The sequence below is a fragment of the Streptomyces sp. NBC_01016 genome, from assembly GCF_026341035.1.
In the GTDB taxonomy this organism is placed as follows: domain Bacteria; phylum Actinomycetota; class Actinomycetes; order Streptomycetales; family Streptomycetaceae; genus Streptomyces.
Map to the genome: position 1 here is coordinate 3,019,716 of NZ_JAPEOQ010000001.1, position 19,849 is coordinate 3,039,564.

Here is a 19,849-nt window from a genome sequence, read left to right on the forward strand (position 1 = left end):
GAGCCGGGAGCCGGGAGCCGGGAGCCGGGAGCCGGGAGCCGGGAGCGCCGCGTTCGTGCGCCTCCGGACCGCCACGACCTGCGGACGCCCCCGGTTCACCACGGCCTGCGCCCTCAGGCCCCCGTCACCGGCAGTCCCGCCGCCCGCCACGCCTGGAAGCCGCCCACCAGGTCCGTCGCGCGGTGCAGGCCCAGTTGGTGCAGGGAGGCGGCGGCGAGGCTCGACGCATAGCCCTCGTTGCAGACGACCACGACGCGCAGGTCGTGACCGGTGGCCTCCGGAGCGCGGTGGCTGCCACGGGGGTCGAGGCGCCATTCCAGCTCGTTGCGCTCGACCACAAGGGCCCCGGGGATCAGCCCGTCGTGCTCCCGCAGCGCCGCGTACCGGATGTCGACCAGGAGCGCCTCGCCACGGGACGCCGCGTCGAAGGCGTCCCGCGCCCCGACCCGGTCGAGACCGGATCGCACCTGCTCGAGAAGCTCGTCGATGCCCACCGGTGATGAAGTGCTCACTGCCAGTCCTCCGGGCGTTCCACCGACTCCAGACGCAGCACCGGGCCGGTGCGGCTGTAGCGCCGGATCCGGGGGAGCGGCGGGTAGTAGGCGTGGACCGAGACGGCGTGCTCGGTGGGGGACTCGTTCAGGACCTCGTGCACGTGGTGGCGGCCGAAGGCGCGTCCCTCACCCACCGTCAAGTGCCGTTCCCTGTCGACGTCTTCGGAGAGTTCCAGGGTCTTCCACCCGTCGGTGGGAAGGCGGGCGGCCAGTGAGTTCTCCGTGAGCGCGCCGCCCGCGGTCAGGAAGGCGCCGACGGACTCGGCGTGGTCGTGCCACCCCGTGCCGGTGCCCGGCGGCCAGCCGATGAGCCAGGCCTCGCTGCCGTCGGGGCCTTCGAGCCGCACCCATGTACGGCCCTCCGGATCGAGCGGCAGAGAGGCGACCAGGTCGCGGTCCTGAGCGACGCGACGGACGAATGCGAGGAGGTCGGCCTGCGTGGGCGCGGCCGACGGCGCCCGGGAGGGAGCCGTAGGGGAATGCGCAGTGGAGTGCGCGAGGGATTGCGTGAAACTGGACACCAGTACCGTCCTGGGAGTTCGCGAGCAGCACGCGCCGCCGAAACGCCGGACGGCGGGCGCGTGTGAGGAAGGGATGCGAATTCAGCAGGAGGGATGACACACGCAGCCCGCGTAGCGGATGAGGTCCATATGGACCCTCCGCCACAGGCGTACATCGGTGTCGACCGTCACGCTCCGGAGTACACCATGAGGGCAGGGGACGGTCAACTCACCGACAAGGTCGGCGAGCGGTTCAGCGGCCGGCGCCGCTCTTCACCGGACCTTTCTCCTCCGCGGGCCTGCCGAGGGCCGAGCGCGCGGCCTCGTAGAGCTCCGCCGGGCGTACGCCGCTCAGTGCCGTGACCAGATGGCCGTCGGGCCGGATCAGCAGCACCGTGTGCGCCGGAGCCTGTGGGTAACGCTCCGCGACAAGCAGCTCTGCCTCGTGGGGGAGCGCCGCGACGGACGCCGCGAGTCGTGGCATCAGACCCGCCGACATCCAGTGCTTGCGCTCCCACACCCCGGTCCCGGGGGCGACGAGGACGACGAGCAGTGGCCCGCGGCCGAGCCGGTCCCGGAGCCGTACGAACGAGCCGTCGGGCGCTGTCACCTCGACGTCGACGATCGGTGAGCCGGGCGCCGTGCCCACCTCCACCTGCGACTCGGAGCGCGCGGGCGCGAGCGGCGAGTCGGCGTACGCCCCCGGCGCGCCGAGCGGCCCGTGCCCCAAGTGACCGTCCGTGAGCAGCGCGTCGTGCCCGCGCGCGGCACCGGGGACGTACGCCCGCAGCCCGCCGCCACCGCGCAGTATCGGCAGCGCCTGATCCGCCGCGCGCAGCCGTCCGGCCACCACGGCACGGCGCTCGGTCTGGTAGCTGTCGAGCAGCGCGTCGGTGGCGGAGTGCGCCCCGTCGTGCCAGGCGAGGGCCAGCTTCCAGGCGAGGTTGTCGGCGTCGCGCAGCCCCTCGTCCAGGCCCTGGGTGCCGAGCGCGCCCAGCAGGTGCGCCGCGTCCCCCGCGAGGAAGACGCGGCCCACGCGCCAACGGCGGGCGAGCCGGTGGTGGACCGTATGGACTCCGGTGTCGAGCAGTTCGTACGGCGGGGTGGAGCCTCCGCACCAGCCCGCGAGGGTCTCCCGGATGCGGGTCACGAGGACATCCGGGGTGACCAGGTCGCTGCGGGGCGGCAGCAGCCAGTCCAGGCGCCAGACGCCGTCGGCGAGGGGGCGGCCGACGACCTCCGAGCCCGAGCGGCCCGAGGTCCGCCACGGAGGGCTCCGATGGAGCAACGCTTCACCGGGCCACGGAAGTTCCGCGCGCAGTGCGGCGACCGCGTGTCGTTCGACGGCGGTGCGGCCGGGGAAGCGGATGTCGAGGAGCTTGCGGACCGTGGAGCGCGGACCGTCGCAGCCCACGAGGTAACTGCCGCGCCACCATGTGCCCTTGGGGCCGCGGGTGTGTGCGGTCAGGCCCGTCTTCTCCTCCTCGAGCGAGTCGAGGCGGCTGTTGACGGCGACCTTGATGAGCCGCTCGGCGTCGACGGCCCTGCGCAGGGCGTCGGTCAGATCGTGCTGGGCGATGTGCAGCGGCGCGGGCAGCGTTTCGCCGGGCGATACCGGCCCACCGGGTGACCCCGGTCCACCGGATGCGCCCGGCTCACCCTGCGTGTTCTGCTCACCGAAGGTGAGCACACCCATCACTTGCTTGCGGCGCATGGAGCGCCAGCCCGTCCAGCGGGCGCCGATGCCCTCGAACGACGTACCAGCGAGCCGCTCCGCAAGCGCCGCGGTGTCCTCGCGCAGCACCACCGTGCGGGCGGGCCGCTGTTCGTCCTTGCCGGGGCCCTCGTCCAGGATCACGGAGGGTACGCCGTGCCGCGCGAGGGCGAGGGACAGCGCGAGCCCGACGGGACCCGCGCCGACAACGATCACCGGGTCCACGGCGCGGCCCCTCCCGCCCCGAAAGACCCGCCGGGAAGTGTCCCGTGCCAGGGCACGGGCGGCGTACTGGACGTGCAAGGACGGGCAGTTGGAGCGGGGTGCGCGTTCACAGAGCGTATGCAACCCATTGCCGGTGCTTGCGTCAAGTGACGGCGGCAGTGGCGATCACGCCACTGCCGCCGTACAGCTCGGGCCCCGCGCCCGGGGTCGGGTCAACTCCTTGGCGAACCGGGTCCTTCGGATCGGTCATCGCTCGCCGGCCGCTCGACGGGCTCGGCGGCGGCCGAGCCGTGGCCCGCCCCGCCGGGCAGGTCCGCGGCGTCCATCAGACCACCCTCGCCGACGGGTTCGGCGGCCGCGGCCACCTTGATGCCGGTCTTGGCGCGGCGGCCGCGCCGCTCGATCCAGTTGGCGAGCCCGGACAGGGCCAGACACATCAGGACGTAGATCGTGCCGGTCACGATGAGTACCGGAACGTACGGGTATTCGCCTTCGACCAACGTGTTGTTGGCCAGCTTGCGGGCCGCGTACAGGAGCTCCGCGTACGTGATGATGTAGCCGAGCGAAGTGTCCTTGAGGGTGACCACCAGCTGGCTGATAATCGTCGGCAGCATCGAGCGGATCGCCTGCGGCAGCAGCAGCATGGTCATCACTTGATACTTGCGCAGCCCCAGTGCGTACGCCGCCTCGACCTGACCGCGCGGCACGGCCTGGAAGCCGGCCCGCAACACCTCCGCCTGTACCGAGCTGTTGTAGACCGTCAGGCCGATCACCAGCGCCCAGAAGGAGTTGTTCTGGCCGACGACGCCCAGGTCGCTCTTGTAGGTGAGGAAAAGAACCCACAGGGCGTAAATGGTGATCAGTAGCGGGATGGCGCGGAACAGCTCGATGAAGCCCGTGGCGAACCAGCGGATCGGCCGGTGCTCCGAGTAGCGGGCCACCGCCAGGACGACGCCGAGCACCAGCGAGAGCGCACCCGCGGCGGCGAAGACCTTCAGGGTGGTCAGGATGCCGTCACGGATCGCCACACGAACGTTGGCGTAGTTGAAGATGTCCCACTTGGCCGTGGCGAACTGGTCCTTGGACGCGAGCTGCATGACCACGAAGGCGATGAGACCGGCGACCGCGAGCGTACCGACGACGGTGTAGATCCGGTTGCGCGTGCGGGCCTTGGGGCCCGGGGCGTCGTAGAGAACGCTGGCACTCATCGGGCGACCTCCAGGGTCCTCTCGAGCACCCGGAACAAGATGCTGATGGCGAAGGTGATGACCAGGTATCCGAGCGCCACCCACAGGAAGACCCAGGCGATCGGGTACCCCTGGTCGCTCAACAGCTTCTGCCAGCCGAACAGTTCGGTGACGCTGAAGGCGCCTGCGATGGCCGAGTTCTTGGTCAGCGCGATGAAGATGGAGCTCAGCGGCGGCAGCACGGTGCGCACCGCCTGCGGCAGGATGACCAGGCCGAGCGTCTGGAAGAACGACATGCCGATCGAGCGCGCCGCCTCGGCCTGCCCGAGCGGCACGGTGCTGATGCCGGAGCGCACCGCCTCGCAGACGAACGACGAGGTGTAGCAGCTCAGCACGATCAGGGCCTTGACCCACGGGCTGAAGCCGAAGTCGAGGACCTGGGGCACCGCGAACCAGATGACGAGGAACAGCAGCGTCAGCGGGGTGTTGCGGAACAGCGTGACCCAGGCGGTGCCGAAGTACCGCAGGGGCGGTACGGGCGAGACCCGGAAACCGGCGAGGACCGTGCCGAGCAGCATCGCGAGGAGGCCACTGGCCAGGGTCAGGCCTATGGTGCCGAGGAATCCCTCGCGGAATTCCGAAAGGTGGTCGAGCAGTACATTCACGGGGAGTTCCTCGTGGGGCGGCAGCGGTCGGGCAGGGGGAGCCGCGCCCCGTACGCCGTCACGGACGTCGTACTCGGCGTGACGGCATACAGGGGCACGGTCAACTCACTGCCTGCGAGTGACAGGCGGCTGGACGCTCAGGAGCGTGAACGCTCAGTAGCGCTCCAGGGCCGGCGGCTCCACGTAGTCGGAACCCGAGAGGCCGAGCGTCGCGTCGTAGGCCTTCTTGTAGTCGCCGTTCTTCTGGTGCGCCTCGATGGCGTCCGCGACCGCGTCACGCAGGGCCTTGTCGTTCTTGGCCATGCCGACGCCGTAGGGCTCCTTGGTGAAGGGCTTGCCGACGACCTTCAGCTTCTTCGGGTTCTGCGCCGCGTAGCCCTTCAGGATCGCGTCGTCGGTGGTGACGGCGTCGACCTCGTTGTTGAGCAGCTGCTGCACGCACTCCGAGTACTTCGCCAGCTCGACGGTCTCGGCACCGTACTTGGGCTTCTTGATCTCCTGCAGCGGGGTCGAGCCCTTGATGGAGCAGACCTTCTTGCCCTTCAGGGAGGTCGGGCCCGTGATGCCCTTCTCGTCACTGCGGATCAGGAGGTCGGCGCCGGCCATCAGGTACGGGCCCGCGAAGCCGACCTGCTTCTTGCGCTCGTCATTGATCGTGTACGTGCCTACGTAGAGGTCGACATCGCCCTTGGAGATGGTGGTCTCGCGGACACCGGAGTCGATCGTCTTGAACGTGATCTGGTCGGCCTTGAAGCCGAGGTCCGCCGCGACCATCTTGGCGATCTCGATGTCGAAGCCGGAGCGCTTGCCGCCGGAGTCCTGGAAGCCCAGGTACGGCTGGTCGTCCTTGGAACCAATGACGATCTTGCCGGCCTTCTGGGCCTTCTCCAGGGTCGCGGAGTCGACCTTCACATCGCTCTTCACCGCGTACGTGGGCAGCTTGGGCTGGTTCTTGCCACCCGAGGCCCCGGCGGGCTTGTCGCCGGCGTTGCCGGACTCGCCGCCACAGGCGGTGGCGGTGAGCGCGAGCGCGGCGACGGCGGCAGCCGCTGCGGCGGACTTACGGAGCTTCATGGTGAACATCCTTCGTGTCGGCAGATTCGGCAGTAGGGAATGAGGCAACACGCGCACGCGGGGCCCCAGTTGGGGGCCCGCGCGGGGCGCGCGTCTAGTGGTGCAGGATCTTCGACAGGAAGTCCTTGGCCCGGTCGCTGCGCGGATTGCTGAAGAACTGGTCGGGGACGGCCTCCTCGACGATCCGGCCGTCCGCCATGAAGACGACGCGGTTGGCCGCGGAGCGGGCGAAGCCCATCTCGTGCGTGACCACCACCATCGTCATGCCGTCCCGTGCGAGCTGTTGCATCACTTCCAGGACCTCGTTGATCATCTCCGGGTCGAGCGCCGACGTCGGCTCGTCGAAGAGCATCACCTTCGGGTCCATCGCCAGCGCCCGTGCGATGGCGACGCGTTGCTGCTGGCCGCCGGAGAGCTGTGCGGGGTACTTGTCGGCCTGCGCGGCGACGCCGACCCGGTCGAGGAGCGCACGCGCCTTGTCCTCGGCCGCCTTCTTGTCCGCCTTGCGGACCTTGACCTGCCCCAGCGTCACGTTCTCCAGCACCGTCTTGTGCGCGAAGAGGTTGAAGGACTGGAAGACCATCCCCACGTCCGCGCGCAGGCGTGCCAGTTCCTTGCCCTCCTGGGGCAGCGGCTTGCCATCGATCGCGATGTCGCCGGAATCGACGGTCTCCAGACGGTTGATCGTGCGGCACAGCGTCGACTTGCCGGAGCCAGACGGGCCGATGACGACGACGACCTCACCTCGCGCGATGGTCAGGTCGATGTCCTGGAGCACGTGCAACGCGCCGAAGTGCTTGTTGACTCGGCTCAGTGCGACCAGTGCGTCGCCCGCAGGGGGAGTGGCGTCCTTGGTCACCGAAACTTCGGTCATCGGGGTCTTGCTCCGTCCTCCTCGGTTGGGAGGACAGTAGTAACCCCGTACGACCAGCGTCATTACATCTGAGGGGAAATTGAGCATAACGATCCGGCCGCAACCGGACACTATGCGTGAAGGGGGCGCGGGGCGCTCATACCGGCTGCATAACGGAACACGGCCGTAACCGGAAGGCTCTTGACGTCGTCCTTACTTTTCGGAGTGGATGCCTTGATGAACCGCACGGGAGAGGTGAGGGGGCGTAATGAGACTGCTTCTCGTCGAGGACGACGACCACGTGGCCGGTGCCCTTTCGGCGGTCCTTTCCCGGCACGGCTTCGAGGTCCAGCACGCGCGCAGCGGTGAAGAGGCCCTGCAGGCGCTGGTGCCCGAGGCGGACGCCTTCGGTGTCGTGCTGCTCGACCTGGGCCTGCCCGACCTGGACGGCTACGAGGTGTGCGGCAGGATCCGCAAGCGCACCACGACGCCCGTGATCATGGTGACCGCGCGCGCGGACGTACGGTCGCGCATCCATGGGCTCAACCTCGGTGCGGACGACTACGTAGTGAAGCCGTACGACATAGGAGAGCTGCTCGCCCGCATCCATGCGGTGAGCCGCCGTACGGTGCAGGAGGAACCCGCCGCCGCCGTCGACCACGAGGTGCAGTTCGGGGACGTCAGCATCGATCTGCCCACCCGGAAGGTCGCGGTCGCGGGAGAGGTGGTTCAACTCACCCGCAAGGAGTTCGACTTGCTCGCCCTCCTGGCGCAGCGTCCGGGCGTCGTCTTCCGTAGGGAGCAGATCATCAGCGAGGTGTGGCGGACCAGCTGGGAGGGCACGGGGCGCACCCTGGAGGTGCATGTCGCCTCGCTGCGCTCCAAGTTGCGCATGCCCACGCTCATCGAGACCGTGCGGGGAGTCGGTTACCGGCTCGTCGCCCCGGCCGCGTAACAGAAGCCGTAGAGTCCTGGCGTGCGAGCCCGCCTGCTTCCCCTGCTCATCGTCCTCATGGCGGGCGTGCTGCTCGCACTCGGGTTTCCGCTGGCCGTGAGCGTGGCCTCCGCCCAGCAGCAGAAGGTGGTCGTCGACCGCATCGACGACACCGCGCGCTTCGCTTCCCTCGCACAGTTCGTGACCACGCGCCCGGACAAGGCGAGCAAGGGCGAGAAGCTGGTGAGCGACGAGCGACAGCAGACGCTGCGCACCGAACTCGCCCGCTACCACGAGGTGTACGGAATCAAGGCGGGCGTCTTCTACCGGGACGAGGAGCCCATGGGGCGCGCGCCCCACGACTTCCGGGTGCCGCCGCCGGGCTCCGACGGTGTGCTGCGCGCCGCGTTCGACGAGGCGCTGTACTCGCGCGGCAGCCACGATCCGCCGCAGGTGTGGCCGTGGCAGCAGGGCCGGCTCGTCGTCGCGTCGCCCGTCATCCGGGACGGCGATGTCGTCGCGGTCGTGGTCACCGAGTCGCCGACCGGCGCGATGCGGAGCAAGACACTGCGCGGCTGGCTGGTCATCGGAGCCGGCGAGGTGGCCGCGATGCTGCTCTCCGTGGGCGCCGCACTGCGGCTGACCGGCTGGGTGCTCCGGCCCGTACGGGTCCTGGACGCGACGACCCACGACATCGCCACGGGGCGACTGAAGTCGCGGGTTGCGGCGGCCGGCGGCCCGCCGGAACTCCGGCGCCTGGCCCGGTCGTTCAACGAGATGGCGGACAACGTCGAGGACGTGCTCGAGCAGCAGCGCGCCTTCGTCGCCGACGCCTCGCACCAACTGCGCAACCCGCTCGCCGCCCTGATGCTGCGCATCGACGTACTGGCGCTCGAACTGCCGGAGGGGAACGAGGAGATCGGGTCGGTGAAGACCGAGGGCAAGCGCCTCGGCCGGGTCCTCGACGACCTGCTCGACCTGGCCCTGGCCGAGCACGCCGCCGCGGATCTTCAGCTCACCGACATCGGCGAGCTGGCCGCCGAGCGGGTGGAGGCCTGGCGCCCGCTGGCGGACGAGAAGGGCGTACGACTCGTGGCCAACTGCCCCGCGGTGACGGGCTGGGCCGACCCGGTAGCGCTGTCCAGCGCCCTGGACGCGGTGGTGGACAACGCCCTGAAGTTCACGCCCGAGGGTGAGCAGGTGACCGTCACGGCCGAGGCCACCGGCGACGCGACGGTGATCGAGGTCGCGGACGGCGGGCCGGGCCTGAGCGAGGAGGAACTCGCCCGGATCGGCGACCGGTTCTGGCGCAGCGGACGGCACCAGAACATCAAGGGCTCGGGCCTCGGCCTGTCCATCTCGCGGGCGCTGCTGACGGCGGGCGGCGGCTCCCTCGGGTACGCGCGGCGGGAACCGCACGGCCTGGAGGTGACGCTGCGGGTGCCCAGGACGGCGCCTGTGCCGGTCCAGGGAGTCGCGGAGACAGATAGTGGGGCCAGTCGCGGGGAGAACGGTTCAGGCCGGGAGGCGGCCGCTCAGGGCTTGACCGAGCGGTAGTAGCGGCGCGCGCCCTCGTGGAGCGTGAGCGGGTTCGTGTAGACGGCCGTTCTGAGGTCGACGAGCTGGGCCGCGTGCACCTGCGCCCCGATGTGGTCGCGGCTGTCGATGACGGTACGGGTGACCGCCTCGGTCAGCTCCGGGTCCACCCGGTCGGTCGTCACCAGCAGGTTCGACACCGCCAACGTATTGACGGGCGCGCCCTGTTGGGCCGCCGGGTAGGCGTCGGCGGGCATCACGGCGGCCCGGTAGTAGCGCGAGTAGCCGCCCATGGCGTGCAACTTGTCGACCAGCGAGCCGAGTTCGACGAGCCGGATGGGTGCTTCCTCGGACAGGTTCCGTACGTGGTTGGTGGGCAGGCCCCCGGACCAGAAGAACGCGTCGATCTCGCCCGACTCCAGGGCGCGCGGCATGGCGTCTATGCCGATGCCCACCTCGGTGACGTCCTTGCGGACGTCGAGCCCCGCCGCCTTCAGGATCCGCTCGGCGATCAGGCGCACCCCCGAGCTCCGACCGCCCACCGCCACCTTCATGCCGCGCAGGTCGGCGACCTTCCGCACGGATGAGGACCGCTTCACGACGAGCTGCATGTAGTCGTCGTAGAGGCGGGCGCAGCCGCGCAGCCGGTCCGCGCCGGGCTGGCCCTCGGACTGGTACTTGGCGACCGCGTCAGCCGCGGCGATGGTGAAGTCCGCCTTTCCGGTGGCCACGCGCTGCACGTTCTCCCAGGAGCCCTGGCTGCCGGTGAGGGTGACGCCCAGGTCGGGCAGGTCGCGGTCCACGGCACGCTTGAGGAGCTTGCCGTATCTCTCGTAGACGCCCGTGCGCGCGCCGGTGCTGAAGGTCACCTGGCCCCGGGGTGACTGCTCACCGAACGGAAGCAGCCACCACAACAGCAGGCCGAACACCACGAGTCCGGCCACGGAACCCATGAGGGCGCTGCGGCGGGTCACGCGGAGGGGCGGCTGCGGCATGGCGTGATCCTGTCAGCTGGGGGCGCGCGGTGGCCAGGTTCGGAACGTCCCCTTGTGGTCACGTTCGGTGACGTCGTTGCCACGGCGTCGGGAGGACGAGGACTGCGCCACAGAACCACTCCGGGAACCCCATACCCTTGTTGTCATGAGCAGCAGCGACCCGCGTCCGGCCGTGGACGACCGTTCACCCGAGCACCCGAAGACCTACGAAGTGCGCACCTACGGGTGCCAGATGAACGTCCACGACTCCGAGCGCCTGTCGGGTCTCCTGGAGGGCGCGGGTTATGTGCGTGCCCCCGAGGGCTCCGACGGCGACGCCGACGTCGTGGTCTTCAACACGTGCGCGGTGCGGGAGAACGCTGACAACAAGCTCTACGGCAACCTCGGACACCTCGCCCCGAAGAAGGCGGAGCGTCCGGGCATGCAGATCGCCGTGGGCGGCTGCCTCGCCCAGAAGGACCGCGACACCATCGTGAAGAAGGCGCCCTGGGTGGACGTCGTCTTCGGCACGCACAACATCGGCAAGCTGCCCGTCCTGCTGGAGCGCGCCCGCGTCCAGGAGGACGCCCAGGTCGAGATCGCCGAGTCCCTGGAGGCGTTCCCCTCCACGCTGCCCACCCGCCGCGAGAGCGCGTACGCGGCCTGGGTCTCCATCTCGGTCGGCTGCAACAACACCTGCACCTTCTGCATCGTCCCGGCGCTGCGCGGCAAGGAGAAGGACCGCAGGACCGGCGACATCCTCGCGGAGATCGAGGCCCTGGTCGGCGAGGGCGTCTCCGAGATCACGCTGCTCGGCCAGAACGTCAACGCCTACGGGAGCGACATCGGCGACCGCGAGGCCTTCAGCAAGCTGCTGCGCGCCTGTGGTGGCATCGAGGGCCTGGAGCGCGTGCGCTTCACGTCCCCGCACCCGCGCGACTTCACGGACGACGTGATCGCCGCCATGGCCGAGACCCCGAACGTGATGCCGCAGCTGCACATGCCGCTGCAGTCCGGCTCGGACACGGTCCTGAAGGCGATGCGCCGCTCGTACCGTCAGGAGCGGTTCCTGAACATCATCGAGAAGGTCCGCGAGGCCATGCCGCACGCGGCCATCACGACCGACATCATCGTGGGCTTCCCCGGCGAGACCGAGGAGGACTTCGAGCAGACGATGCACGTCGTGCGCGAGGCCCGCTTCGCGCAGGCCTTCACCTTCCAGTACTCCAAGCGCCCGGGGACCCCGGCCGCGACCATGGAGGGCCAGATCCCCAAGAAGGTCGTGCAGGCCCGCTACGAGCGCCTCGTCGCCCTCCAGGAGGAGATCTCCTGGGAGGAGAACAAGAAGCAGATCGGCCGCACCGTGGATCTCATGGTCGCCGAGGGCGAGGGCCGCAAGAACGGCGCCACCCACCGCCTCTCCGGCCGCGCCCCCGACAACCGCCTCGTGCACTTCACCAAGCCCGAGGCCGAGGTGCGCCCCGGCGACGTAGTGACCGTCGAGATCACGTACGCCGCCCCGCACCACCTGCTCGCCGAGGGCGACGTCCTGAACGTGCGCCGCACGCGCGCGGGTGACGCGTGGGAAAAGCGCAACCAGGAGGAGCAGGACAAGAAGCAGGGCGTGCTGCTCGGCCTCCCCAAGATCGGCGTTCCCGAGCCGCTGCCCGCGGTGACCGGCGGCTGCGCCGTCGACTGACCGGCCTCGCCTCCTCGGGGAGTGCGGCCGACTTTCCGGTGCACGGTGGGCGCGCAGTAGGCTGCCGATCATGCTTGTCGCCGCTGCCGCCTGCCCGTGCCCGCCCCTGCTCGTGCCCGACGTCGCCGCGGGCGCGGCTCCGGAACTGGACGCCGCGCGCGCGGCCAGTGACGAGGCGATCGCGGCGCTGCTCGCGGCGGAGCCGGACCTGGTGTGGGTCATCGGCGAGGGCCCGCGCACGGGCATCCACGAGCCGGGTGCCCGCGGCTCCTTCCGCCCCTTCGGAGTCGACCTCGATGTGCACCTGGGCGCGGCGCCGTCCGAGCCCGTCGAGGCGACGCTCCCGCCGTCCCTCTCCGTAGGCGCATGGCTGCTCGCGCGCGCGGGATGGACCGGTGCGGTGCGCGGCTACGAGGTGGCGGGCGACGGCTCGGCGTCCGCCCAAGCTGACGGTGCGTTCCACCTCGCCGAGGGCAGGACCGGAGCGGAGCGCGTCGCGTTCCTCGTCATGGGCGACGGCACGGCCTGCCGCACGCTGAAGGCCCCCGGCTACCTGGACGAGCGCGCCGAGGGCGTGGACGCGGCCATCGCCGCGGCACTGCGCGACCTCGACGTCGACGGCACGCTCGCGAACCTCGACGCCGACCTCGCCCGCGAACTGAAGATCTCCGGACGCGCCCCGTGGCAGCTCCTCAGCGCCGCCTGGGACAAGCGGGAGGGCACGGGCCGTCTCCTGTACGAGGACGCTCCCTACGGAGTGGGCTACTTCGTGGCGTCCTGGACCTAGCGCGAAACGCCCCCACAGACGGCGACGGCCGCGAAACCCAAAGGGTTCGCGGCCGTCGCCGTCTGTGGGGGCGCTCGGGGTCACGACGCCGCGGAAGGGGGCGACGGCGGGGTGTTCCCGTCGTCGGTGTCCTTGGCGTTCTCGGCGTTCTTGCCTTCCGTCGCGGACATCCTGTCGACAGCGTCCTTGGCCTTGGCCGTGCCCATCTGGATCTTGTCGCTGTACTTGCCCTTGGTCTTCTCGTCGACCATCCGGCCGGCCTTGTCCAAGCCCTGGTCGATCTTGTCCCCGTGCTGCTGCGCGAGGTCCGAGACCTTGTTCCTGGCGGGGCCGAACCTGGCCTTCAACGAGTCGATGATGCCCATCGCTGCACCTTCCGTCGCACCGAACTCTGGAGCTACTTGCGGGCGGCCTCACCGGCCTCGTTGTCCGCGGCCTGCTCCGCGGACTGCTGCTTCGGGATCTCCACGCCCTCCGCCACGGCGGTCTCCGCCGGCTCGCCGTCGGCTGCGGCCTCCGTGGCCTCCTGCTCCCCGGTGGAAGCCGCGGCGGCCTCGGTGGACTCCTCGGCGTCCGCCACCTCCGGAGCGGCCGTCAGAGTGGCGGCCTGCGGCTCGGCGGTTGACGCCTCCTCCGCAGCATTGGCCTTCCGGCGAAACCTGGCAAAAACGCCCATGTCAACTCCATACGGTACTCGTGTGGGCGAAATCCCGCCCTACCCGGTGCGTCCCATTGCGGCGACCGGGGCGCCGGCTCTCGAAACCGGCGGCTGGAACCTCGCAACAGGCAACGAACCCGAACCTGTGGCGTCACGTCGCTCATTCGTGAACAGGTGCCCGGGTTTGCGAGACTGGGGCGGTGAGTAGCGCAGCTCCCGCCCCGCGGGTCATCGCCGTCGTCGGGCCGACCGCGGCAGGAAAGTCAGATCTAGGCGTGTTCCTCGCCAAGGAACTCGGCGGCGAGGTGGTCAACGCCGACTCCATGCAGCTGTACCGGGGGATGGACATCGGTACCGCGAAGCTGACGCCCGAGGAGCGCGACGGGGTGCCGCACCACCTCCTGGACATCTGGGATGTCACGGAGGCCGCCAGCGTCGCCGAGTACCAGCGCCTCGCCCGCGCGGAGATCGACCGGCTGCTCGCGGCGGGCCGCTGGCCCGTCCTCGTCGGTGGATCAGGGCTCTACGTAAGGGGCGCCGTCGACAAGATGGAGTTCCCCGGCACCGACCCCGAGGTCCGCGCCCGCCTGGAGGACGAGCTCCGGCTGCGCGGCTCCGGCGCCCTGCACGCGCGGCTCGCCGCCGCCGACCCGGAGGCCGCCACGGCGATCCTGCCGAGCAACGGCCGACGCATCGTCCGCGCCCTGGAGGTCATCGAGATCACCGGCAAGCCGTTCACCGCCAACCTGCCGGGACACGACTCCGTCTACGACACCGTCCAGATCGGCGTGGACGTGGGGCGTCCCGAACTCGACGAACGCATCGCCACGCGCGTGGACCGTATGTGGGAGGCGGGTCTCGTCGAGGAGGTGCGCGCGCTGGAGTCCCAGGGGCTGCGCGAGGGGCGTACCTCGTCGCGTGCCCTCGGCTACCAGCAGGTGCTCGGGGCGCTCGCCGGCGAGTGCACGCTGGACGAGGCGCGCGCGGAGACCGTCCGCGCCACCAAGCGCTTCGCGCGCCGCCAGGACTCGTGGTTCCGGCGCGACCCACGGGTGCATTGGCTCAGTGGGGCCGTGGCGGAACGCGGGGAACTCCCGGCTCGCGCAATGTCGTTGGTCGAACGACCGGTTACAGCCTGATCACGTGATGGCATCGGGACGCTCCGCCCGTCATCGCGGCCTCTATGGGCGTGCCATCATCGACCATCGATCGACCAGTGGAGTCCGAAGTGGGAGGGCGCGTGGCGATGGAGGCCGGCCCTCGTGACACCGCACCAGGCGGAGAGCAGCTCAGTACCGATGGTCCTGAGGCGACCGCCGACGGCGTGATCGCCGACGGCCCGACCGCGGAGGAACTCGCCGCGCAGGACGAGGGCCAAGAGGTCGAGGTCGAGCTGCGCCCGCAGCGCAGGCTCCGCATCTGGCAGCTGGCACCCATCGTGATGCTGGCCGCGATCGGCTCCCTGATGTTCGCGTTCCCGCTGTTCTTCGAGTTCGGCGACGGCGGCGCGGTCGTGGCGATGCTCGGCCTCCTGATCAGCTCCTGCGCCGCGGGCTGGGGCATGATGGCGGCCCGCAGGGTGGGCTACACGCTGCCGGGACTGCCGCCGCGCGGTTCGGGCCGCTGGCCGGACTGGCGGGTCGTGGGCGCGTACGTCGTCGTGGTCGCGGCCGTCGCGGTGCTCGCCGTGTGGCGCGTGGCACGCCTGCGCTGACCGTGCTCAGCGCCCCTGGCGGCACTCCGCCGACCAGGTTGTCGCACCGATCTCGTACGATCGAGAAATGAGCACTTTCCTCAAGGGTCACGGGACCGAGAACGACTTCGTGATCATCCCGGACCCGGAGAACGCCATCGCGCTCTCGCCGACCGTCGTCGCCGCACTGTGCGACCGTCGGGCCGGCATCGGGGGCGACGGCGTGCTCCATGTCGTGCGCAGTGCCGCGCACCCCGAGGCGCGGCACATGGCCGACGAGGCAGAGTGGTTCATGGACTACCGCAATGGCGACGGCTCGGTGGCCGAGATGTGCGGCAACGGAGTGCGGGTCTTCGCCCGCTACCTCCAGCACGCGGGACACGTCGGCGAGGGAGACCTCGCCGTGGCCACCCGGGGCGGCGTCAAGGCGGTCCACATCGACAAGGAAGGCCTGATCACGGTCGGCATGGGCAGGGCGACGCTCCCCGAGGGCGACGTCACGGTCAGTGTCGACGGGCGGACCTGGCCCGCGACGAACGTGAACATGGGGAACCCGCACGCGGTGGCCTTCGTGGCCGACCTCGCGCACGCGGGCGCCCTGTACGACGCGCCCCTCTTCGCGCCGGCGAACGCGTACCCGGAGGGTGTGAACGTCGAGTTCGTCGTCGACCGAGGCCCTCGGCACGTGGCCATGCGCGTGCACGAGAGGGGCTCGGGCGAGACCCGCTCCTGCGGCACAGGCGCCTGCGCAGTGGCCGTCGCGACCGCCCGCAGGGACGGCCTGGACCCGGCTGTGACCGGGGCCCCTGTCACGTACGAGATCGATCTGCCCGGAGGCAGGCTGACGATCACCGAGCGTGCGGACGGCGAGATCGAGATGACCGGTCCCGCCGTGATCGTCGCGGAAGGTCGGCTCGACACCGACTGGTTCGCGGCAGTCGAAACCGTAAACCAGTGAACCTTCGCTCGAATGGGTGATCCGTTTCACGCTCGGCGAGAGCGGGACTGCGCCACGTGATGGGCTCGGTAGCATCAAGCACCGGTCCGGACGGGTGCCGCCGCCAGCCCGCCGCCGGTCGACAAAGCCGGAGGTGCTCATGAGTGCGGAGGCGACCAACCCCGCGAACCCGGGACCGATCACGCCCGGAGCGCACCGTCGGCGTGCCCGCCCCCGGATCGACCTGCGCCGTCTCGGCCGCGCGGCGCTCCTCGGCCCCGCCGCCCGCGGCCGCCTCCCCGACGCGATCGGCCACGTGGCGGAGGCCCACCGGGCCCACTACCCCGACGCCGTCCTGGAGCCCCTGCACCGCGCCTACGTACTGGCCGAGTCCTCGCACCGCGGCCAGATGCGCAAGAGCGGCGAGCCGTACATCACACACCCGCTCGCCGTGACGCTGATCCTGGCCGAGCTGGGCGCGGAGACCACGACGCTGACCGCCTCCCTCCTCCACGACACCGTCGAGGACACCGAGGTCACGCTCGACCAGGTACGCAAGGAGTTCGGCGAGGAGGTCGCCTATCTCGTCGACGGCGTGACCAAGCTGGAGAAGGTCGACTACGGGGCGGCGGCGGAACCCGAGACGTTCCGCAAAATGCTCGTCGCCACCGGGAACGACGTGCGCGTCATGTCGATCAAGCTCGCCGACCGCCTGCACAACATGCGCACCCTCGGCGTCATGCGCCAGGAGAAGCAGGAACGCATCGCGAGAGTCACCCGCGACGTCCTGATCCCGCTCGCCGAGCGGCTGGGTGTGCAGGCACTGAAGACCGAGCTCGAGGACCTCGTGTTCGCGATCCTGCGTCCCGAGGAGTACGGGCAGACCCGCGAGCTCATGACCTCCTACGCGCAGCGCACGGAGGACTCCCTGGCCGGGTTCGCGACCGAGCTGCGCTCAGTGCTGCGCGAGGCGGGCCTGAGCGCCGAAGTCCTCATCAGGCCGCGGCACTTCGTGTCCGTCCACCGAGTGCGGCGTAAGCGCGGCGAGCTGCGCGGGGCCGACTTCGGGCGCCTTCTCGTCCTCGTGTCCGAGGACGCGGACTGTTACGGAGTCCTCGGCGAGCTGCACACGTGTTTCACGCCGGTGGTCTCGGAGTTCAAGGACTTCATCGCCGTACCGAAGTTCAACCTGTACCAGTCGCTGCACACCGCGGTCGCCCGCACGGACGGCGAGGTCGCCGAAGTCCTCATCCGTACGCACCAGATGCACAAGGTGGCGGAGGCGGGCGTCGTGGCGCTCGGCAATCCGTACACGCCCTCCGGCGAGGAGCACCTAGACACCGTGGGCGAGCGCTCCGACCCCACGCGCCCCGGCTGGCTGAACCGGCTGCTCGACTGGCAGCAGTCCGCGCCGGACACCGACACCTTCTGGTCGACGCTGCGCGAGGACCTCGCCCAGGACCGCGAGATCACCGTGTTCAGGCCCGACGGAGCCACCATCGGCCTCCCCGCAGGCGCCAGTTGCGTGGACGCCGCGTACGCGCAGTACGGAGAGGACGCCCACGCCTGCATCGGCGCGCGGGTCAACGGCCGCCTGGCGACGCTCAGTACGGTCCTCTGCGACGGTGACACCGTCCAGCTGCTCATGGCGGGGGTGGAGGGCAGCGCCGCGTCCGAGCCGTCGATCGACTGGCTCGACCACGCCCGTACGCCCGCCGCCCGCATCGCCATCCGCCGCTGGCTCGCCACCCACCCGGAGGGGCCGAGCGCGCCCCCCTCGGCGCCCCGCGCCCCGTACAGCGGTCCTTCGGCGCGGCCCTTCGCGGCGAACGCCGTGGTCGACCAGCCGGGCGCCACGGTGCGCCTCGCGGGCTGCTGCACGCCCGTACCGCCCGACGAGGTGACCGGGTTCGCCGTGCGCGGCGGCGTCGTCACCGTGCACCGCGTCTCCTGCTCCGGAGTGGCGCGCATGAAGGACGCGGGGCGTGCGGAGGTCGGCGTGCGCTGGGCGGACGCGGACGCGGCCGAGTACCGGGTGACCCTGATCGCCGAGTCGTTCAGCCGTCCCCATCTGCTGGCCGACCTGACCGAGGCCATAGCGCTGGAGGGCGTCGCCATCATCTCGGCGACCGTCGACCCGCCCGACCAGGGCCGCGTCCGGCACACGTACACGCTCCAACTCCCGGACGCCGCGCACCTCCAGGGCCTCATGCGGGCGATGCGGAACGTGCCGGGCGTGTACGACGTGGGGCGCACGCGCCACGCGGCGGCAGGCGCCCTGTAGGCCCACCCGGAAACCTCGTTCGGGTGGTGCGGCGCGTGCCGCACCGTGCGCCGAGGCGCGCGCTGATAGCCGTAGTTCATGCTGCTCAGCTCCCGAACGCCCCGCGTCGCCGCACTTCTGGCCGCCGGCGCCTCGCTCGCCCTTGTCGCCGCGGCCGCACCCGCCGAGCCGCTCGGCATCGGCGACCGGCTCTTCCCGCATCTCGGCAACCCCGGCTACGACGTCACCGACTACGACATCTCCTTCACGTACCGCGGTGACAACAACAAGCCCCTCGACGCCGTCACCAAGATCAACGCGCGGGCGACCTCCTGGCTCGACCGGATCAACCTCGACTTCTCGCACGGCACCGTGCGTTCGGTGACGGTCAACGGGGCGCGGGCGCACTACGCCACCAAGGGCGAGGACCTGGTCGTCACACCCACCGCGGCCGTGGCCCCCGGCCAAGCCCTGAACATCACCGTGCAGCACACCAGCGACCCGAGGTCCGGCAAGAAGGAAGTCGGCTGGCTGCGCACCAAGGACGGGCTCGCGATGGCCAACCAGGCCGACGCCGCGCACCGTGTCTTCCCGTCCAACGACCACCCCTCCGACAAGGCCTACTTCACCTTCCGGGTCACCGCACCCAAGAAGTACACGGTGGTCGCCAACGGTCTCCCTGTCGGGAAAACGCGACAAGGAGGTGCCACGAAGTGGGCCTACCGCACCGCCCACCCCATGGCCACCGAGCTCGCCCAGGTCTCCATCGGCCATTCCGCGGTGCTGCACCAGGAAGGCCCGCACGGACTCCCCGTACGCGACGTCGTGCCGGCCAAGGACGTCAAGGCGCTGAAGCCGTGGCTCAAGAAGACGCCGGGTCAGATCTCCTGGATGGAGGGGAAGGTCGGCCACTACCCCTTCGAGAACTACGGGCTGCTGATCGCCCATGCGTCCACCGGTTTCGAACTCGAGACGCAAACGCTCTCTCTCTTCGAGAGAGACCTGTTCGAGCGCCCCGAGTACCCGAAGTGGTACGTCGAGTCGATCATGGTCCATGAGCTGGCACACCAGTGGTTCGGCGACAGCGTCAGCCCCCGCTCCTGGTCCGACCTGTGGCTCAACGAGGGCCACGCCACCTGGTACGAGTCCCTGTACGCCCAGGAGAAGGCGGACCGGCCCATGGTGAAGCGGATGCGCGCCGCCTACCGCGCGTCCGACGCCATGCGCGCCGACGGCGGACCGCCCGCCGCGCCCAAGGCGCCCACGAGCGACGGGAAGATCAGCATCTTCCGGCCGGTCGTCTACGACGGCAGCGCCCTGGTCCTCTACGCCCTGCGCCAGGAGATCGGCGCGGACGCCTTCCAGCGCCTGGAGCGCACGTGGGTGGGCACGCACCGTGACTCCACCGCCACGACCGCGGACTTCGTGCGGCTCGCCTCGCAGCTGTCGGGGCGGGACCTGAGCGACTTCTTCGACGCCTGGCTCTACGGGAAGAAGACGCCGCCCATGCCGGGCCATCCGGACTGGAAGGTCGACCCGGTGTCGAAGCACTGACACGGGGAAACAATCCAGATGACGAGACGGCCCGTACCGTGC

General features: G+C 70.4%; 20 protein-coding genes. 9 read left to right on the forward strand and 11 right to left on the reverse strand.

The genetic code is table 11. The features are described 5' to 3' along the window. Positions 1–113 precede the first annotated feature (113 nt). The 8 genes from OG746_RS14045 to OG746_RS14075 form a co-directional block, all read right to left on the reverse strand. Positions 114–512: a rhodanese-like domain-containing protein gene (locus OG746_RS14045; RefSeq protein ID WP_266714924.1), complete on the reverse strand. Its 399-nt coding sequence runs from the start codon at positions 510–512 to the stop codon at positions 114–116. Beyond that, a complete protein-coding gene (locus OG746_RS14050; protein ID WP_266714925.1) occupies positions 509–1,075 on the reverse strand; it encodes a cupin domain-containing protein in 567 nt (188 codons plus the stop codon). The genes OG746_RS14045 and OG746_RS14050 overlap by 4 nt, the downstream gene beginning before the upstream one ends. Before the next feature lie 81 nt (positions 1,076–1,156). After that, positions 1,157–1,246, reverse strand: a complete 90-nt coding sequence (locus OG746_RS45550; protein ID WP_323187227.1) for a putative leader peptide — start codon at positions 1,244–1,246, stop codon at positions 1,157–1,159. A gap of 61 nt (positions 1,247–1,307) precedes the next feature. Further along, entirely contained in the window at positions 1,308–2,993 is a 1,686-nt protein-coding gene (locus OG746_RS14055; protein ID WP_266714926.1) for an FAD-dependent monooxygenase, read from the reverse strand. Positions 2,994–3,205: 212 nt separating this feature from the next. After that, positions 3,206–4,201 (reverse strand): amino acid ABC transporter permease, encoded by a 996-nt coding sequence (locus OG746_RS14060; protein ID WP_266714927.1) that lies wholly within the window; start codon positions 4,199–4,201, stop codon positions 3,206–3,208. Further along, positions 4,198–4,845 carry an amino acid ABC transporter permease gene (locus OG746_RS14065; protein ID WP_266714928.1) on the reverse strand — a complete coding sequence of 216 codons (648 nt, stop codon included), beginning with the start codon at positions 4,843–4,845 and terminating at the stop codon, positions 4,198–4,200. The genes OG746_RS14060 and OG746_RS14065 overlap by 4 nt, the downstream gene beginning before the upstream one ends. 153 nt (positions 4,846–4,998) lie before the next feature. Continuing rightward, on the reverse strand, positions 4,999–5,919 hold the full coding sequence (locus OG746_RS14070; protein WP_266714929.1) for a glutamate ABC transporter substrate-binding protein: 921 nt from the start codon (positions 5,917–5,919) through the stop codon (positions 4,999–5,001). A gap of 94 nt (positions 5,920–6,013) precedes the next feature. After that, a complete protein-coding gene (locus OG746_RS14075) occupies positions 6,014–6,793 on the reverse strand; it encodes an amino acid ABC transporter ATP-binding protein (protein WP_266714930.1) in 780 nt (259 codons plus the stop codon). Positions 6,794–7,040: 247 nt separating this feature from the next. Here OG746_RS14075 and OG746_RS14080 point away from each other — a divergent pair, with 247 nt between their 5' ends. Both OG746_RS14080 and OG746_RS14085 read left to right on the forward strand, forming a co-directional pair. Then, positions 7,041–7,727, forward strand: coding sequence for a response regulator transcription factor (locus OG746_RS14080; RefSeq protein ID WP_266714931.1), 687 nt, complete (start codon positions 7,041–7,043; stop codon positions 7,725–7,727). 21 nt (positions 7,728–7,748) lie between these two features. Beyond that, positions 7,749–9,263, forward strand: a complete 1,515-nt coding sequence (locus OG746_RS14085) for a sensor histidine kinase (protein WP_266714932.1) — start codon at positions 7,749–7,751, stop codon at positions 9,261–9,263. On the opposite strand, the gene OG746_RS14090 is transcribed toward OG746_RS14085, so the two are convergent. Continuing rightward, on the reverse strand, positions 9,242–10,237 hold the full coding sequence (locus tag OG746_RS14090; RefSeq protein ID WP_266714933.1) for a TAXI family TRAP transporter solute-binding subunit: 996 nt from the start codon (positions 10,235–10,237) through the stop codon (positions 9,242–9,244). The two genes, OG746_RS14085 and OG746_RS14090, sit on opposite strands and share 22 nt — an antisense overlap. Positions 10,238–10,382: 145 nt before the next feature. Between OG746_RS14090 and miaB the strand changes: the two genes are divergently transcribed. Both miaB and OG746_RS14100 read left to right on the forward strand, forming a co-directional pair. Then, a complete protein-coding gene (miaB, locus tag OG746_RS14095; RefSeq protein WP_266714934.1) occupies positions 10,383–11,915 on the forward strand; it encodes a tRNA (N6-isopentenyl adenosine(37)-C2)-methylthiotransferase MiaB in 1,533 nt (510 codons plus the stop codon). A gap of 70 nt (positions 11,916–11,985) precedes the next feature. After that, entirely contained in the window at positions 11,986–12,702 is a 717-nt protein-coding gene (locus tag OG746_RS14100; RefSeq protein ID WP_266714935.1) for a class III extradiol dioxygenase subunit B-like domain-containing protein, read from the forward strand. Between the two features lie 80 nt (positions 12,703–12,782). Here the strand turns inward: OG746_RS14100 and OG746_RS14105 are convergent, their stop codons facing one another. Both OG746_RS14105 and OG746_RS14110 read right to left on the reverse strand, forming a co-directional pair. Next, positions 12,783–13,067 (reverse strand): antitoxin, encoded by a 285-nt coding sequence (locus tag OG746_RS14105; protein WP_266714936.1) that lies wholly within the window; start codon positions 13,065–13,067, stop codon positions 12,783–12,785. A 32-nt stretch (positions 13,068–13,099) separates the two neighbouring features. After that, positions 13,100–13,378 (reverse strand): hypothetical protein, encoded by a 279-nt coding sequence (locus tag OG746_RS14110; protein ID WP_266714937.1) that lies wholly within the window; start codon positions 13,376–13,378, stop codon positions 13,100–13,102. Positions 13,379–13,560: 182 nt separating this feature from the next. Here OG746_RS14110 and miaA point away from each other — a divergent pair, with 182 nt between their 5' ends. The 5 genes from miaA (at position 13,561) to OG746_RS14135 (ending at position 19,807) form a co-directional block, all read left to right on the forward strand. Next, positions 13,561–14,499, forward strand: a complete 939-nt coding sequence (miaA, locus tag OG746_RS14115) for a tRNA (adenosine(37)-N6)-dimethylallyltransferase MiaA (RefSeq protein WP_266714938.1) — start codon at positions 13,561–13,563, stop codon at positions 14,497–14,499. Between the two features lie 107 nt (positions 14,500–14,606). Beyond that, positions 14,607–15,074: a hypothetical protein gene (locus OG746_RS14120; protein ID WP_266718923.1), complete on the forward strand. Its 468-nt coding sequence runs from the start codon at positions 14,607–14,609 to the stop codon at positions 15,072–15,074. A gap of 67 nt (positions 15,075–15,141) precedes the next feature. Then, positions 15,142–16,011 (forward strand): diaminopimelate epimerase, encoded by an 870-nt coding sequence (dapF, locus tag OG746_RS14125; protein ID WP_266714939.1) that lies wholly within the window; start codon positions 15,142–15,144, stop codon positions 16,009–16,011. A gap of 139 nt (positions 16,012–16,150) precedes the next feature. Further along, the gene (locus OG746_RS14130) at positions 16,151–18,274 is read left to right on the forward strand and encodes a RelA/SpoT family protein (RefSeq protein ID WP_266714940.1); all 2,124 of its coding nucleotides are present in this window, start codon (positions 16,151–16,153) and stop codon (positions 18,272–18,274) included. Between the two features lie 78 nt (positions 18,275–18,352). Continuing rightward, the gene (locus OG746_RS14135; protein WP_266714941.1) at positions 18,353–19,807 is read left to right on the forward strand and encodes a M1 family metallopeptidase; all 1,455 of its coding nucleotides are present in this window, start codon (positions 18,353–18,355) and stop codon (positions 19,805–19,807) included. Positions 19,808–19,849: the final 42 nt, after the last annotated feature.

What these genes read in the sequence shown, in the direction of transcription:
- OG746_RS14100 (WP_266714935.1), top strand. Translation starts at nt 11,986, where the DNA reads ATGCTTGTCGCCGCTGCCGCCTGCCCGTGCCCGCCCCTGCTCGTGCCC.
- OG746_RS14135 (WP_266714941.1), top strand. Translation starts at nt 18,353, where the DNA reads ATGCTGCTCAGCTCCCGAACGCCCCGCGTCGCCGCACTTCTGGCCGCC.
- OG746_RS14075 (WP_266714930.1), bottom strand. Translation starts at nt 6,793, where the DNA reads ATGACCGAAGTTTCGGTGACCAAGGACGCCACTCCCCCTGCGGGCGAC.
- OG746_RS14070 (WP_266714929.1), bottom strand. Translation starts at nt 5,919, where the DNA reads ATGAAGCTCCGTAAGTCCGCCGCAGCGGCTGCCGCCGTCGCCGCGCTC.
- OG746_RS14105 (WP_266714936.1), bottom strand. Translation starts at nt 13,067, where the DNA reads ATGGGCATCATCGACTCGTTGAAGGCCAGGTTCGGCCCCGCCAGGAAC.
- OG746_RS14110 (WP_266714937.1), bottom strand. Translation starts at nt 13,378, where the DNA reads ATGGGCGTTTTTGCCAGGTTTCGCCGGAAGGCCAATGCTGCGGAGGAG.
- OG746_RS14120 (WP_266718923.1), top strand. Translation starts at nt 14,607, where the DNA reads ATGGAGGCCGGCCCTCGTGACACCGCACCAGGCGGAGAGCAGCTCAGT.
- OG746_RS14080 (WP_266714931.1), top strand. Translation starts at nt 7,041, where the DNA reads ATGAGACTGCTTCTCGTCGAGGACGACGACCACGTGGCCGGTGCCCTT.
- dapF (WP_266714939.1), top strand. Translation starts at nt 15,142, where the DNA reads ATGAGCACTTTCCTCAAGGGTCACGGGACCGAGAACGACTTCGTGATC.
- OG746_RS14060 (WP_266714927.1), bottom strand. Translation starts at nt 4,201, where the DNA reads ATGAGTGCCAGCGTTCTCTACGACGCCCCGGGCCCCAAGGCCCGCACG.
- miaB (WP_266714934.1), top strand. Translation starts at nt 10,383, where the DNA reads ATGAGCAGCAGCGACCCGCGTCCGGCCGTGGACGACCGTTCACCCGAG.
- OG746_RS14130 (WP_266714940.1), top strand. Translation starts at nt 16,151, where the DNA reads ATGAGTGCGGAGGCGACCAACCCCGCGAACCCGGGACCGATCACGCCC.
- OG746_RS14090 (WP_266714933.1), bottom strand. Translation starts at nt 10,237, where the DNA reads ATGCCGCAGCCGCCCCTCCGCGTGACCCGCCGCAGCGCCCTCATGGGT.